At 71.4% G+C, this 13,976-nt stretch carries 13 protein-coding genes and 1 pseudogene; 9 read left to right on the forward strand and 5 right to left on the reverse strand.

Going from position 1 to position 13,976, the window contains the following annotated elements; genetic code table 11:
* The first annotated feature begins 13 nt into the window (after positions 1-13).
* Positions 14-2,002 (forward strand): PfkB family carbohydrate kinase, encoded by a 1,989-nt coding sequence (locus ABZ823_RS18495; RefSeq protein WP_361660905.1) that lies wholly within the window; start codon positions 14-16, stop codon positions 2,000-2,002.
* A gap of 121 nt (positions 2,003-2,123) precedes the next feature.
* On the opposite strand, the gene ABZ823_RS18500 is transcribed toward ABZ823_RS18495, so the two are convergent.
* Complete coding sequence (locus ABZ823_RS18500) at positions 2,124-2,303, reverse strand: hypothetical protein (protein WP_361660908.1); 180 nt, start codon at positions 2,301-2,303, stop codon at positions 2,124-2,126.
* Between the two features lie 470 nt (positions 2,304-2,773).
* Between ABZ823_RS18500 and ABZ823_RS18505 the strand changes: the two genes are divergently transcribed.
* Entirely contained in the window at positions 2,774-2,944 is a 171-nt protein-coding gene (locus ABZ823_RS18505) for a hypothetical protein (protein ID WP_361660911.1), read from the forward strand.
* A gap of 97 nt (positions 2,945-3,041) precedes the next feature.
* On the opposite strand, the gene ABZ823_RS18510 is transcribed toward ABZ823_RS18505, so the two are convergent.
* Positions 3,042-3,590 (reverse strand): carbonic anhydrase, encoded by a 549-nt coding sequence (locus ABZ823_RS18510; RefSeq protein ID WP_361660913.1) that lies wholly within the window; start codon positions 3,588-3,590, stop codon positions 3,042-3,044.
* 442 nt (positions 3,591-4,032) lie between these two features.
* A complete protein-coding gene (locus ABZ823_RS18515; RefSeq protein ID WP_361660916.1) occupies positions 4,033-5,619 on the reverse strand; it encodes a Na+/H+ antiporter in 1,587 nt (528 codons plus the stop codon).
* Positions 5,620-6,005: 386 nt separating this feature from the next.
* Between ABZ823_RS18515 and ABZ823_RS18520 the strand changes: the two are divergent.
* A pseudogene (locus ABZ823_RS18520) lies at positions 6,006-6,191 on the forward strand (cupin); the annotation flags it as partial.
* A gap of 41 nt (positions 6,192-6,232) precedes the next feature.
* On the opposite strand, the gene ABZ823_RS18525 reads toward ABZ823_RS18520, so the two are convergent.
* Complete coding sequence (locus ABZ823_RS18525; RefSeq protein ID WP_361660919.1) at positions 6,233-6,715, reverse strand: helix-turn-helix domain-containing protein; 483 nt, start codon at positions 6,713-6,715, stop codon at positions 6,233-6,235.
* Between the two features lie 114 nt (positions 6,716-6,829).
* Here ABZ823_RS18525 and ABZ823_RS18530 point away from each other — a divergent pair, with 114 nt between their 5' ends.
* Positions 6,830-8,002, forward strand: coding sequence for a thiolase family protein (locus ABZ823_RS18530; protein WP_361660922.1), 1,173 nt, complete (start codon positions 6,830-6,832; stop codon positions 8,000-8,002).
* 209 nt (positions 8,003-8,211) lie between these two features.
* Here the strand turns inward: ABZ823_RS18530 and ABZ823_RS18535 are convergent, their stop codons facing one another.
* Positions 8,212-9,066: a TVP38/TMEM64 family protein gene (locus tag ABZ823_RS18535; RefSeq protein ID WP_361660925.1), complete on the reverse strand. Its 855-nt coding sequence runs from the start codon at positions 9,064-9,066 to the stop codon at positions 8,212-8,214.
* A gap of 121 nt (positions 9,067-9,187) precedes the next feature.
* On the opposite strand from ABZ823_RS18535, the gene ABZ823_RS18540 reads away from it, so the two are divergent.
* From ABZ823_RS18540 to ABZ823_RS18560, 5 genes are all read left to right on the forward strand, one after another.
* Entirely contained in the window at positions 9,188-9,844 is a 657-nt protein-coding gene (locus tag ABZ823_RS18540) for a DNA alkylation repair protein (RefSeq protein ID WP_361661304.1), read from the forward strand.
* A gap of 300 nt (positions 9,845-10,144) precedes the next feature.
* Positions 10,145-11,314 (forward strand): elongation factor Tu, encoded by a 1,170-nt coding sequence (gene tuf / locus ABZ823_RS18545; protein WP_361660928.1) that lies wholly within the window; start codon positions 10,145-10,147, stop codon positions 11,312-11,314.
* Positions 11,315-11,518: 204 nt separating this feature from the next.
* The gene (locus ABZ823_RS18550; protein WP_361660931.1) at positions 11,519-12,364 is read left to right on the forward strand and encodes a fused MFS/spermidine synthase; all 846 of its coding nucleotides are present in this window, start codon (positions 11,519-11,521) and stop codon (positions 12,362-12,364) included.
* A gap of 81 nt (positions 12,365-12,445) precedes the next feature.
* Positions 12,446-12,883, forward strand: a complete 438-nt coding sequence (locus ABZ823_RS18555; protein ID WP_361661307.1) for a DUF4442 domain-containing protein — start codon at positions 12,446-12,448, stop codon at positions 12,881-12,883.
* Between the two features lie 419 nt (positions 12,884-13,302).
* On the forward strand, positions 13,303-13,953 hold the full coding sequence (locus ABZ823_RS18560; RefSeq protein ID WP_361660933.1) for a DedA family protein: 651 nt from the start codon (positions 13,303-13,305) through the stop codon (positions 13,951-13,953).
* The last annotated feature ends 23 nt before the right edge of the window (positions 13,954-13,976 follow it).

Here is a 13,976-nt window from a genome sequence, read left to right on the forward strand (position 1 = left end):
CGTAAGGACACCAGTGACACCCCAAACCCCCCACCTCGACGTCGTCACCTTCGGCGAGGCCATGGCCATGTTCGTGGCCGAGGAGCCCGGACAGCTCGCATCCGTCGCGCACTACCGCCGGGCCCTCGCCGGCGCCGAAGTGAATGTCGCCGTCGCGCTGTCCCGTCTCGGCCACCGCGTCGGCTGGCTCGGCCGTGTGGGAGACGACCCCCTCGGAAAGTACGCCGTCTCCCAGATCGCCGCGGATAACGTGGATGTGGGTGCGGTCGTCACCGACCCTGAGGCCCCCACCGGGTTCCAGCTGAAGAGCAGGACCGACGGACAAAGGGACCCGCTGGTCGTCTATTACCGCCGTGACTCGGCCGGCAGCCGCCTGCAGCCGAGCCCCGAGGCCGACGCCCGACTGACGTCCGCCCGCCACCTGCACATGACCGGCATCTTCCCGGCCCTTTCCGCACAGGCAAGCGCCTTCACCGAGCACTCCCTCGAGGCCGCCAGGGCCTCCGGCGCGACCATCTCCTTCGACCCCAATCTGCGCCCGTCGCTGTGGCCCGACCGCGAGAAGATGGTCGAGGTCCTCAACAACCTCGCGATACGGTCCGACTGGGTGCTCCCGGGCCTTGCGGAAGGTGAGCTGCTCACCGGGCGCACCACTCCCCGAGGAATCGCCGACTTCTATCTCGAGCGGGGCGTCTCGCTGGTCGCCGTCAAACTCGGAGCCGACGGCGCCACGCTGTTCACCCGGGACGAGGAGTGGCGGGTGCCCGCGTTCAGGGTCATGGTCGTCGACACCGTCGGAGCGGGCGACGGGTTCGCTGCCGGACTCATCAGCGGCGCCCTGAACGGCCTGTCCCTCCCCGCCCGCCTGGAGCGCGCCGCCGCGGTGGGAGCCCTCGCCACGACGAGCCCGGGGGACATGGACGGCATGCCCACCGAGCGCGCTCTCGACGCGTTCCTCACCGAGCAGAGAGCTGCCGGCCACGAGGGCCCCGAGCGGATCGAAAGCGACCGCACCACTGAACCTGCCGCTCGAAAGGACGGCACCGCGGCACGAAAGCAGGCCGCCGGCGCGGAGGAAACGATGAGGGTCTTGGTGCCGTGGCCACAGATCGACGAGCTCATGGGCGGCTGGCCGTCCAACCTGAAGGTGGAGATCTACGACGGTGAGCAGGCCCCGCCCGAGGACCTCTCCGACATCGCGTTCTATGTCATGCCCTACGCGAAGGGCAACGCGCCGCGGGATCTGATCCCCCGCATGACCGGCCTGCGCGCCGTGCAGAGCCTCAGCGCCGGGGTGGAGAAGCTGCTCCCGTTCATCACGCCGGGCGTCGTCCTGTCCAACGGCCGGGGCCTGCACGACGCGAGCGTCGCCGAACACGCACTAGCTCTCGTCCTGGCCGCTCAACGGGACCTGCCCCGCAGGGTCCGCGACCAGGATGCGCACCGCTGGGCGCCGCACTTCACCCGGTCACTGGCCGATACCTGTGTGGTGATCGTCGGATACGGCTCGATCGGGGCGGCGATCGAACGGCGACTACTCGCCTGCGAGGCCGAGGTCGTCCGCGTGGCGAGCCGCCGCCGTCCCGCCGAAGGCGTGCACGGCGTCGCCGAACTGCCTCAGCTGCTGCCCCACGCCGACACCGTGATCCTCACGCTGCCGGAGTCCCCGGCCACCATGGGCCTGATGGACGCCGAGCTGCTGGCGCTGCTCCCCGACGACGCGCTCGTGGTCAACGTCGGCCGCGGACGGACCCTCGACTCCGCGGCGCTACGGGCGGAGACCGCAACGGGCAGGCTGCGTGCTGCTCTTGACGTCACCGACCCTGAACCGCTGCCGTCCGATGACCCGTTGTGGGACTGCGAGAACGTGTTGATCACGCCCCATGTCGGCGGCGGATCGGCCACGTTCTATCCACGCGCCGAGCGCTTCGTCGCCGAGCAGCTGCGACGGTTCGCCGCCGGCCGCCCGCTCCTCAACGTCGTTACGACGACGAGCACATGAGAATCGGGTTACCGGGTTACGCCGACCAGGAGGTATGCCCGGTGCTCCCCGAACGCCGTCGGCGACGTCAAGCGCCTTCCGCCGGGCCGTTGTTGCCCGATGGTGTCCCGTCAGGGGCGCTTCAGGCCGCCTCGATGACCTCCGCGCGTATGGCCGCAGCCCACTGCACGACCAACAACTCGTATTCCGCGCGCTCTTGAGCCGACAGGGAGCCGCCCGCACGCATCCACAGCGCGCGGATCCGCTCGTTTAAGTCGTCGGCAGGCCGCACGGAACCAGGGCTCTTGGAATCGGGGGACATACGGGCCAGCCTAGGGGCAAGCAGTGACAGCGCGCCACCACGCGATTGCGCACACGGTATGTGGTTGGTCACGGTCGATTCCGTGGGCGGAGGTGGAGGATTGCGAGGAGGATCGGAGGTCACCCGCCGACCCGGCCGTGTGCCGGGCTGAGCAGGGCTGTCGTCGGGCGCGTCGGCATCGCTCCGCTTCGCCGGGGTGGCGCCGAACTCGGCCGGGCCGACGACCTGCTGCTCCCGGCGACGTGCGCCCGGGCGGCGAGCGCCGTCTGTCGGGACGAGTCGGCGACCAGGTGATTGGCCCCCGCGTGGCCCGCCTCCCCAGGACCGGCAGGCCGACGCCTCGAGAAGCGCCGTCGCGGGGTAAACGGAACCTACGCCTCCATCGACCAAAACGGAAGCCCCAATTCCTATTGACCCTCGACGTGCACAGACGCAACCTGAATCCCCCCGCACCGCAAAGGGAGCACAGCATGGCCCGCGCCACCGATACTCACCGCGTCGTCGAGTACTGGACGGACAGAGACACCCATGTGATCTTTCCCGTCGAACGAAGCGAAGAAGTCGACCGCATGACCGACGAGCAGCTGATCGCCAAGTACGGGGACCCGGAGGACGGCGCAGTCGCGCGCATCGTCCCGTAGGCCACTCCACCACCGGGCACCCCTCGGGCCCGGCCACGTCCGCCGCGGCGCACACCACAGGCGGCCCCTCATGGCCGGAGCACCTCGTCCGGCCGGTTCAGGAGGGCGCGCCGACGAGGACTTCCACCTTGCCGGTGTCGAGCGAATAGTAGGCGCCGACCACGGCAAGGGCGCCCTTACCCACGAGTGGGGCAAGGTCCTGGTTGGAGCGCAGGGCGGTCGCGGTCAACGTGACCTGGGCGCGGATCATGGTCTCGACGGGGGTGGTGCCGCCTTCCCGGACCGCCTGCTCGTATGCGGGCCGCAGAGCCTTGACGATCGCTTGCAGGTTGCCGGGCAGCGGCTTGCTCTGGCGAATCGACTTGTACGCGGCCTCGACGGCGCCGCAGCGCTGGTGCCCGAGGACCACGAGGAGCGGGGTGCCGCTCGTCATGGGCCCGTACTCGACGGAACCCGTGACCACCGGGTCGACCGCCTGCCCGCCCGTGCGCATCACGTAGAGGTCACCCAGCCCGGTGTCGAAGAGGAGTTCAGGCGGTACTCGGGAGTCGATGCACGAGAGAATCGCCCCGAAAGGCTCCTGCTCCTGGGCCACGAACTGACGCCGGTCAGGATCCCGGTCCGGGTGTTGCGGGTCTCCCCTCACCCAGCGCTCATTGCCTTCCATCAGCCTCGCGAACGCCGCGGCGGGAGTGGTCGGCCGCGCTCTCGGCGCGATGCCGGGCCCCGAAGTGGCGGCACTCGTCGCTGAGCACCCCGCAAGCGCGACCGTCGCGCCGCCGAGTGCGCCGACAAGCACAGCTCTGCGATCCGGGCGTCCTGCTGTGTCCATCGGTCGTTCCCCTCGAGGGCATCCGCGTCTTGACGGGGGCAATTGTTGAGCCGGTGGTGGGTGACCCGGCGGCAGGCGCAAGCGGGAGTGGGCCACTTTGCCACCGACGGCCCACAGAGCCGGCTCGGGCGGCGGCTCGAGCATCTGATACCGAGGCCCGCAGCGTCTCCCACCCCACCGTCCTGGCCGCCCGCGTGTCCGGCATGGTCGGCTGAGCGGCCAAGTCCGCCTCGCGTTCCGACCCGGTGGACAGGGGTCAACCGCGGTCGCGGAGACTGGCTTCTTCCAGGTCGAGTTCGCGCTGGATGCGGCGCCGGGTGGCGTTGCTGATCTTGTTCGCTTCGTAGAGGCGCTGGAGCTCGGCCGCCTCAATGGCGATGAGTGTCCGGCGGATCTCGCGGTAGGCGTCGGCAGGACGGGCGTCGGGGTCGGTGTGGTGGGCGTCTTCGGTCTGGTGGATGCGCGCTTCCAGATGGCGGCGGGCCTGTTTCACGGCGGCCTCGGCGGCGGCACCCAGTTCGGAGAGCTGATCCAGATCGCCAAGCTGTTTGAGCTCGTCGAGAGCGACGTGGGCAATGCGTCGGCGGGTCCGGGCCTCCTCTCGGGCGGTGTGCTCCGGTTCCAGCGCGATGCCGGAGCGGCGGACGACGGGGGCGAGGGTGAACCCCTGGAAGACGAGGGTGACCGCGATGGTCCCGGTGGTGAGCGTGAGGATGAGCGCCCGGTGCGGCAGCGGGGCCCCTGTGTGGGTGGTCAGGGGGATGGAGAGCGCGGCGGCCAGCGGCATGACGCCTCGGGTGCCCGCCCAGGACAAGACGGCGGGAACGCGCCAGGACAGGCGACTGTCGCCCTCCCCGTGCCGGGAGTGGATCAGGGCGGACAGCGGGAAGATCCACAGCAGGCGTATCGCCAGTACCGTCAAGGCGATCACCGGCACCCACAGGGGCCAGCCGTGCTCGTCGCGCGCGAGCTGACGGACGGCGGAGGGGAGCTGGAGGCCGATGAGGGCGAAGACGACGCTCTCCAGCAGGAAGGTCACGGTGTCGTAGACGGCGTGGATCTGGAGGCGGATGGGGGCGTTGCTGAGCTTGTGGCCGGTGCTGCCGACGACGACCCCGGACACGATGACGGCGGTCACGCCGGAGGTGTGCGACTGCTCCGCGACGACGAAAGAGGCGTACGGAGTGATCAGCGCGATGACGGTCTCCAGCATGGGATCCTCGGTCCGTCTGCGGATGAGGGTGACCACTCCGGCGACCGCCGCGCCGATGAGGGCTCCTCCACCCGCAAGGATCAGGAACTGCTCGACCGTCCCGGGCACGGTGATGACGCTGCCGGAAACCGCGGTGGCCACGGCGACCTTGTACAGGACCAGGGACGTGGCGTCGTTGAACAGGCTCTCCGCCTGCACCATGGCCTGCACGCGCGGTGGGAGCGACAGGCGCCGGCCGAGCGCGGTGACGGCCACGGGGTCGGTGCTGGCCAGGACAGAGCCGAGGATGAACGCGGTCGCCGCGGTGAGCGGGGTGATCGCTCGGGCGACGTACCCGACGGCGATGGCCGAGGCGAGGACCAGGCCGAAGACCAGGCCGGTCACGGGCCGCCACACAGTGCGCAGGTCGCGTACGGAGATTTCTCCGGCCGAGGCGAAGAGCAGCGGCGGCAGCACCAGCACGTTGATGATGTGAGGCGGCAGGCGAACCTCGGGAACCCAGGGCATCAGCCCGACGACCAGACCGGCCACCACGAGGAGCGAGGGGGCGGGCAGGCTCCAGCGCCGGGCACCGGTCGCCACGGCTGTGGCCAGGACCACGAGCAGCAGGATGACGATCAGGCCGGTCATGGAGCGTCCCCGGTGGGTTACGGTTTGTCATCCCCCTCTGACCAGGTCTTTATCAACGTAACCGACCTCAGGCGGTGGTGCAGCCGACAGCGAGGCGCGACCCTCCGGGGTCGGCTGTCATCGCGGCGGCGCACCTGCCCATGGTTCAGGCCCGCGCGCCGGCGGGGCTAGGAGGTTTCGTTTGGATCAGCCCGGGTCCGCGACGCCCGGCGCGGCACCTGGCCGCGTTGTCGGACCACCCGAGTACGTCCGGTACGCGGGCGGCCCTCCGCCTTGCGGCGCCGCCGCTACCGGGTGGTGGTGGCGGACGGCGCCTGGGAGCGCGCGGACGTCGCCAAGTACCTTCAGGAGCACCCGTGGTGAGCGCGGTGGCCGCCGTGGAGCAGGTACGGCCGCCGTCCGTCCGAATGGCGTGAAAGGTGGCGGCGCGGTGCCCGGGCCGCCACCGCGGCGACGAGGGCCCGGCTGGACCGTCTGGAGCGCGGTGAGTCTCCCACCTCGCCGACGCGGTCGTCCACGTGGAACGACCGACCGCCTACGGGAGGTCGGGGAGGGGCGGGCGGCCGAACGTCTCCGAGGCGACGCCGTGGACGGGAGCGCGGAGCACGGCGCCCTACGTCAGGGCCTGGGCGGCGGCCGGTCCGGACACCGTCCAGCCGGGTGCCTGGGGGTGTGCCGTCAGGTCCTCATGACGGACCTCCCCGCCGCAGGCGGAGCAGGTGAGGAGCGGCAGCAGCTCGTGGCCGCAGATGTGCTCGATCACCATGGGGCGATCGTCGTCTCTCCGGAGATGGCGGTCGCCCCACGCCATGAGGGTCATCAGGACCGTCTCGAGCTCCAGGCCCGCCGTCGTGGCCCGGTACTCGAAGCGCTGCGGGCGCTCGCTGTACTTCCTCTTCGTCAGGATCCCGCCGTCCACCAAACGCTTCAGACGTGCGGCGAGGACGTCGCGCGGGGCGCCGATGTTGCGGACGAGCTGGTCGAAGCGCCCGTTGCCGAGGTAGACCTCGCGCAGCACGAGCAGGGAGTACTTCTCGCCGACAAGGGCCAAGGTGTCGGCGATGGAGCAGGGGCGCGGGTCTTTGGAGGCGGCCATGTTTCCAGTCTAGGTGAGGGTTTGAATTTCAAACTCCGAGAGTTATGGTGGGTCCAGATTTCCTACTCACCGGTAATCGCCGCACCGGCACCACCGGGCAAGGAGGCCCGCACCATGCGTGACGCTGTGATCGTGGAAGCCGTACGCACCCCGGTGGGCAAGGGAAAGCCCAACGGCGCCCTCGCCCACGTCCATCCCGTGGAACTTCTCGCGCACACCCTGCGCACCCTGGCCGAGCGCTCCGGCATCGATCCCGCGCTCATCGACGACGTCATCGGCGGCACCGTCGACCAGGTCGGCGAGCAGGCCATGAACATCACCCGGTACGCCGTACTGTCCGCGGGTTTCCCGGAGACGGTGCCCGCGACCACCGTGGACCGTCAGTGCGGCTCCTCCCAGCAAGCGGTGCACTTCGCCGCCCAGGGCGTGCTGTCGGGCGCCTACGACATGGTCGTGGCCTGCGGCGTGGAGTCCATGAGCCGCGTACCCATGTGGTCGAACGTGCCCGCCGGAAAGGATCCCTTCGGGCCGGGAGTCGCCGCGCGCTTCCCGGAGGGCCTCGTCCCGCAGGGCATCAGCGCCGAGCTGATCTCCGCGAAGTGGTCGATCACCCGTGAGCAGATGGACGCCTTCGCCGTGTCCTCCCACCACAAGGCCGCGGCAGCTTGGGACGCCGGGCTGTTCGACGCCGAGACGGCTCCCCTGGAAGGCCTCACGCGCGACGAGTCCATGCGGCCGTCCACCACCACCGAGGTCCTCGCCGGGCTCAAGCCCGCCTACTACGACCCGGGCCTCGCCGAGCGCTTCCCGCAGATCGAGTGGAACGTCACCGCCGGCAACGCGAGCCCGGTCAACGACGGCGCCTCGGCGGTGCTCATCACCACCAGCGAGACCGCGGCCCGTCTCGGCCTGCGCCCACTCGCCAGGCTGCACAGCTTCGCGGTGACGGGCTCCGACCCCCTGCTGATGCTCACCGGAGTCATCCCCGCCACGGAGAAGGTGCTGCACAAGGCGGGGCTGACGCTGGGTGACATCGATCTCTTCGAGGTGAACGAGGCCTTCTCCAGCGTCGTCCTGGCCTGGCAGCAGGAGACGGGCGCGGATCTCGCCAAGGTCAATGTCCACGGCGGGGCCATCGCCCTCGGCCACCCGCTGGGGGCGAGCGGAACACGGCTGACGACCACCCTGGTGCACGCGCTGCGCGCGCGTGGGGCGCGGTACGGCCTCCAGACGATGTGCGAGGCGGGCGGGCTGGCCAACGCGATGATCCTCGAAGCGGTCAGGTAGTCGCCTTCCCGGCGGTTCGGCGGTTCGGCGGTTCGGCGGTTCGGCGGGCCTGGCGGTCCGGCGGCCCTGCGCGCCCGAGGCGGCCGGGCTGCCTCGCCGGGCCTGTGTCGCGGACCGGTGGCTTGCCGGGCTTGTGTGGCGCGGACCGGTGGCTTGCCGGGTTTGTGTGGCGCGGCGGTCGCCTCCCGGCCGGTGCTTCGGACCGGTCCCTACCCCGCCCGTTCAGCGCCCCCGTCGGCCTGGTCGTCGCCCCTGAGGTGGTGGCGCTTGCGCCAGGCCACCACCGCGCCCGCCACGGCCGGCACCGCGATGAAACCCATCGCGATCAGGAAGGCCGGTGAGGTGGGCCGCGAGGCGCGGGCACCGGCGACGACATACGCGGCGGTGTTCGGGACCGACCCGAGCGCCGTCGCGAGCAGGTACGGGGCCCAGCGCATCCGGGAGACCGCGGCGCAGTAGTTGGCCGCCCAGAACGGCACCCCGGGGAACAGCCGGGCCGCCATCATCGAACGGAAGCCGTGCCTGCTGAGCTGCCCGTCCGCCGCCTTCAGCCAGCGGCCGCGCAGCAGCGGACGCAGCGCGTCCTGCCCCAGCACCCGGCCGAGCCCGAAGGCGATCCCGGCGCCCAGCACCGTGCCCGCGAGGGCCGTGCCCGTGCCCAGCTGCGAGCCGAACAAGGCGCCCGCCGCGAGATTGAGCAGCGGGCGTGGCACGAACGCGACCGTGCACAGCCCGTATGTCACCGCGAAGACGACGGCCGCCGTGGCGCCGCCGAGTTGCGGCGGCCAGCCGTGCGTGAGCATCTTCTGCGGCTCGAACGCCAGCACGCAGGAGGCCGCTGCCGCGAGCAGCACCATGAGCAGGGACAGACGGGACCACGGGGACAGCAGCACTCTCGTGCAGCGGGCGGTGAAACCCAGTGGCGCGGCGACGGCGACGACGACGGCCGGCGCGGCGGTGAACCCCGCGCGGGTGCGGGGGGCGTCCGAGGCGGTGAGCTCCGTGGCGGCGGCCCGAGGAGAGGCCGTGGCGGTGCCCCCAGAGCGGTTGGTGGCATCGAGCATTCGGCGACAGTAACCGACCGATGTGTGTGATCGCCGTATGGTTCCTCTCGTGGAGGCCACAGGATCGGGAACAACAGCCGCGACGTCCGTGCCGCCGCCGAGCGCCCTCGCGGACGCCGTGATGGAGCGGCTGACCGTCGCGTACGCCGCCGCGGCCGATCCGGAGCGGGCCGCGGCGATGCGCGCCTACATGAAGGACGTCGCGCCCTTCCTCGGCCTGACCACGCCCGTCCGCCGGGCCCTGTCCCGCACCGTCCTGGCCGGCACGCCCCGCCCCGACGAGGCCGACTGCACGGCGATCGCCCTGCGCTGCTGGGTGCTGCCGGAGCGCGAGTACCACTACTTCGCCGTCGACTACCTGCGCCGCCATGTGAGGCAACTCTCCTCCGGCTTCCTTCCCCTGACGCGTCATCTGGTCTCCACCGTCCCCTGGTGGGACACCGTCGACGCGCTCGCCTCCCACGTGGTGGGAGGACTCGTCACCGCCGACCCCGGGCTGCGGGACACCATGGACGCGTGGATCGAGGACGACCACCTGTGGATCGCCCGGACCGCCCTGCTCCACCAGCTGCGCCACAAGGAGGCGACCGACACGAATCGCCTCTTCGCCTACTGCGTACGCCGCTCGGACCACCCCGACTTCTTCATCAGGAAGGCGATCGGGTGGGCCCTGAGGGAGTACGCCAAGACGGATCCGGAAGCCGTACGGGAGTTCGTGGCCCGGGAAGGGGCACGGCTGTCCCCGCTGTCGGTGCGGGAAGCGCTCAAGAACCTCTGACCGGCTCGTGGACGGGCCCGGCGGGAAAACCGTTCGACGTGGGCGGGCTGGTCGACCATGCTCTACTGCATGTTCCGGTACGCCTTCGTCCTCGCAGCATCCGCCGCAGCGGATGCGCCGAAGGCTGCCGTCCCGCTCCTCCTGGCCGCCGTCGACGGCGCCCGAAGCTGACCCTTCCCGGATCGTCCGGCGGACCCCGCAGGGGGAGGGTCGGCAAGTCCTTGGGGTCCCCGTCCCGGCCGGATCGTCCGATGCCGGGGCCGTCACTCGGTACCACTGAAGAGGCTTCGAGGTACAGCCATGCCCAAGACGGCATACGTGCGCACCAAACCGCATCTGAACATCGGCACGATGGGGCACGTCGACCACGGCAAGACCACCCTGACCGCCGCGATCACCAAGGTCCTGGCCGACCGCGGCACCGGAACCTTCGTCCCGTTCGACCGGATCGACCGGGCCCCGGAGGAGGCGGCGCGCGGCATCACCATCAACATCGCGCACGTCGAGTACGAGACGGACACCCGGCACTACGCGCATGTGGACATGCCGGGCCATGCCGACTACGTCAAGAACATGGTCACCGGGGCCGCCCAGCTCGACGGGGCCATCCTGGTCGTCTCGGCGCTCGACGGGATCATGCCGCAGACCGCCGAACACGTGGTGCTGGCCCGCCAGGTGGGCGTCGACCACATCGTGGTCGCCATCAACAAGGCCGACGCGGGCGACGAGGAGCTCACCGACCTCGTCGAGCTGGAGGTCCGCGAGCTGCTGAGCGCACAAGGCTATCCGGGAGACTCCGTCCCGGTGGTCCGTGTCTCCGGGCTCAAGGCCCTGGAGGGCGACCGACGTTGGACCTCGGCGATCGACGCGCTGCTCGACGCGGTGGACACCTATGTGCCCATGCCCGAGCGGTACCTGGACGCGCCGTTCCTGCTGCCGGTGGAGAACGTGCTCACCATCACCGGGCGCGGCACGGTCGTCACGGGCGCGGTCGAGCGCGGCACGGTGCGGCTCGGCGACCGGGTCGAGGTGCTCGGCGCCGGTGTGGACACGGTGGTCACCGGACTGGAGACCTTCGGCAAGCCCATGGAGGAGGCGCAGGCGGGGGACAATGTGGCGCTGCTGCTGCGCGGGGTGGCGCGCGACGCGGTCCGGCGCGGGCACATCGTCGCCGCGCCCGGCAGTGTCGTGCCGAGCCGTCGTTTTTCGGCACAGGTGTACGTCCTGTCGGCACGCGAGGGCGGTCGCACGACTGCGGTGTCGACCGGATACCGCCCGCAGTTCTACATCCGCACCGCGGACGTGGTCGGCGACGTCGACCTCGGCGGGACGGCGGTCGCCCGGCCCGGCGACACGGTCACGATGACGGTGGAGCTGGGCCGTGAGGTCCCGCTGGAGCCCGGCCTCGGCTTCGCGATCCGCGAGGGCGGCCGGACCGTCGGCGCGGGCACGGTGACGACCGTGGGCTGAGCCGCGGGCGCCGCCGGCGGCCGCCGATCCGACAGCCGCCGACCCGACGGCAGCCGGGTCGGCGGCCGGGTCCGGAACCGAGCGGGGTGGCTCGATGGCGTCCGGGGCACGGCGACGGTGGGGCCGGGGTGCGGTTCCGTGCGCGGGAGGGGTGGGTGGATTCGGCCGTCCGGTCCCTCCCCCCGGGCCCGGCACAATGGAGTCGTGACCGAGCCGATACCCGTGACGCGAGCCGTGGATCATGGGACCGCCAAGCTGATGCCCGACGTGGACCGTGATCGTGCCTGGCTGCTCACGGTCGACGGGGCGCCGCAGTCGTACGTGGATCTGGAGGCGCCTACGCATCTGGAGTTCGAGTACGCGCGCCGGCTCGGCCATGCCCTGGACACGCTGGCGGAGCCGGGACGTTCGCTGGACGTGCTGCACCTCGGCGGAGGCGCGCTCACCCTGCCGCGCTATGTCGCCGCGACCCGGCCGGGCTCACGGCAGCACGTGGTGGAGGCCGACCGGGGCCTGCTGGACCTCGTCGTGGAACACCTCCCCCTGCCCGAAGGCGCCGACGTCACACTGCACCCGGCCGACGCACGCGCCTGGCTGGAAGCCGCCCCGCCGCGCTCCGCGGACGTCGTGATCGCGGACGTCTTCGGCGGCTCCCGCGTGCCCGCCCACCTGACGACGATCGCCTACGCCCAGGCTGCCGAGCGCGTGCTGCGCGCGGACGGCGTCTATCTCGCGAACCTCGCGGACGCCACGCCCTTCGCCTTTCTCCGCTCTCAGCTCGCCACGCTCTCCGTGGTGTTCGAGGAACTGGCGCTGATCGCCGAGCCGGCTGTGCTGCGTGGCCGCCGCTTCGGCAACGCGGTGCTCGTCGCCGCCCACCAGCCCCTGGACACGGCCGCCCTGGCCCGCCGCACGGCCGCGGACGCCTTTGCGGCCCGGGTCGAACAGGGTGCGGTGCTACGGGAGTTCATCGGCACCGCCGAGCCCGTCCAGGACGAGGATGCCGTCCCGTCACCCGAACCGCCCGCCGGGACCTTCACCATCGGCTGACCGGGCCGGCCACGGATCATCGCGCGCCCCTGGCCCTGGTGGCTACTCGCGGGTAACATGTCGCCCATGAGCGCAGACCAGATGTCGATCGGCGAGATGCTCGCCGCCACGGTGCCGATGGCCAGGACCCTGAACCTGGAGTTCCTGGAGACCACCCCGGAAAAGGCCGTCGTGGCCTTGCCCGACCAGAGCGACTTCCACAACCACGTCGGCGGGCCGCACGCGGGGGCGATGTTCACGCTGGGCGAGTCGGCGAGCGGCGCCATCGTGCTGGCCGCGTTCGGGGACCAGCTCTCGCGGGCCGTACCGCTCGCCGTCCGCGCCGAGATCGCTTACAAGAAGCTGGCGATGGGCCCGGTCACCGCGACCGCCACCCTCGGCCGCCCCGCCGCCGACATCCTCGCCGAACTGGACGCGGGGCAGCGCCCCGAGTTCCCCGTATCGATCGCCATCCAGCGCGGGGACGGCGCGGTCACCGGTGAGATGACCGTGGTCTGGACCCTGCGCCCGAACGGCTGACGCAACAGCCGGACCCCATGCCGCGCCGCAGCCCTCGCCGGACCTCTGGCTCTACCAGGGCCGTCCGCGTCCTCGGCGGCTACCGGGGGCTCTCCCCGCGGGCGGGGCAGCGGCTTCGCGTGACCGTCCGGGTGCTGTCCTCCTGGGACGCCCGGTGCCACGACCGGGTCTCGGCACCGGCCGCCGCACCGTCTGGGTGGGGGCGCCCTCACCACGGGATGCCCGGCCGCGGGCGACCGCGGAGGTGAACTGAAGTCGGCGTCCCCGGTCCGGGACACACCGGGCGCGGCTGCCCGCCGCGAGCACCGGTGCGCTCTGCGGGACGCCGCCGTGACGGGGTGAGCAGGTACGCTTCCCGGGGGCCGTCCGAGCGGGCGTGCGCCCGGGAAGACGCGGACGCGACTGGGGAGGATGGGGCGTTGCACGTCCAGGAATGGCTCGACACGGTACCCGCGACCGCCGTCTACGCGGTGGTGGCCCTTGTCATCGGCGTGGAGAGCCTGGGCATCCCGCTGCCGGGTGAGATCGTCCTGGTGTCGGCGGCGCTGCTGTCCTCCCAGCACAGCGACGTCAACCCGGTGGTCCTCGGGGCCTGCGCCAGCATCGGTGCCGTCGTCGGCGACTCCATCGGCTACGCGATCGGACGCAGGGGCGGACGTCCGCTGCTGGCCTGGCTGGGGAAGAGGTTCCCCCGGCACTTCAGCGAGGGCCATGTCGCCACGGCCGAGCGGTCCTTCGAGAAGTGGGGCATGTGGGCGGTCTTCTTCGGCCGTTTCGTCGCCCTGCTGCGGATCTTCGCCGGACCGCTGGCCGGCGTGCTGCGGATGCCGTACTGGAAGTTCCTGACCGCCAACTTCCTGGGCGGTGTGGTCTGGGCGGGCGGCACGACCGCGGTCATCTACTACGTCGGTGTCGTCGCCGAGTCGTGGCTGAAGAAGTTCTCGTGGCTGGGGCTGGTGGCGGCGGTCCTCCTCGGCCTCGCGTCGATGCTTGTGGTCAGGCGCAAGGCCGGGAAGGCTGCGGCGCAGCGCGAGGCGGCCGAGCCGGAGACCGTCCCGGCCGCAGACTAAGCGCGCCGGGCCCGCCGCCGCTC

The sequence above is a fragment of the Streptomyces sp. NPDC047079 genome, assembly GCF_040643755.1.
In the GTDB taxonomy this organism is placed as follows: Bacteria; Actinomycetota; Actinomycetes; order Streptomycetales; family Streptomycetaceae; genus Streptomyces.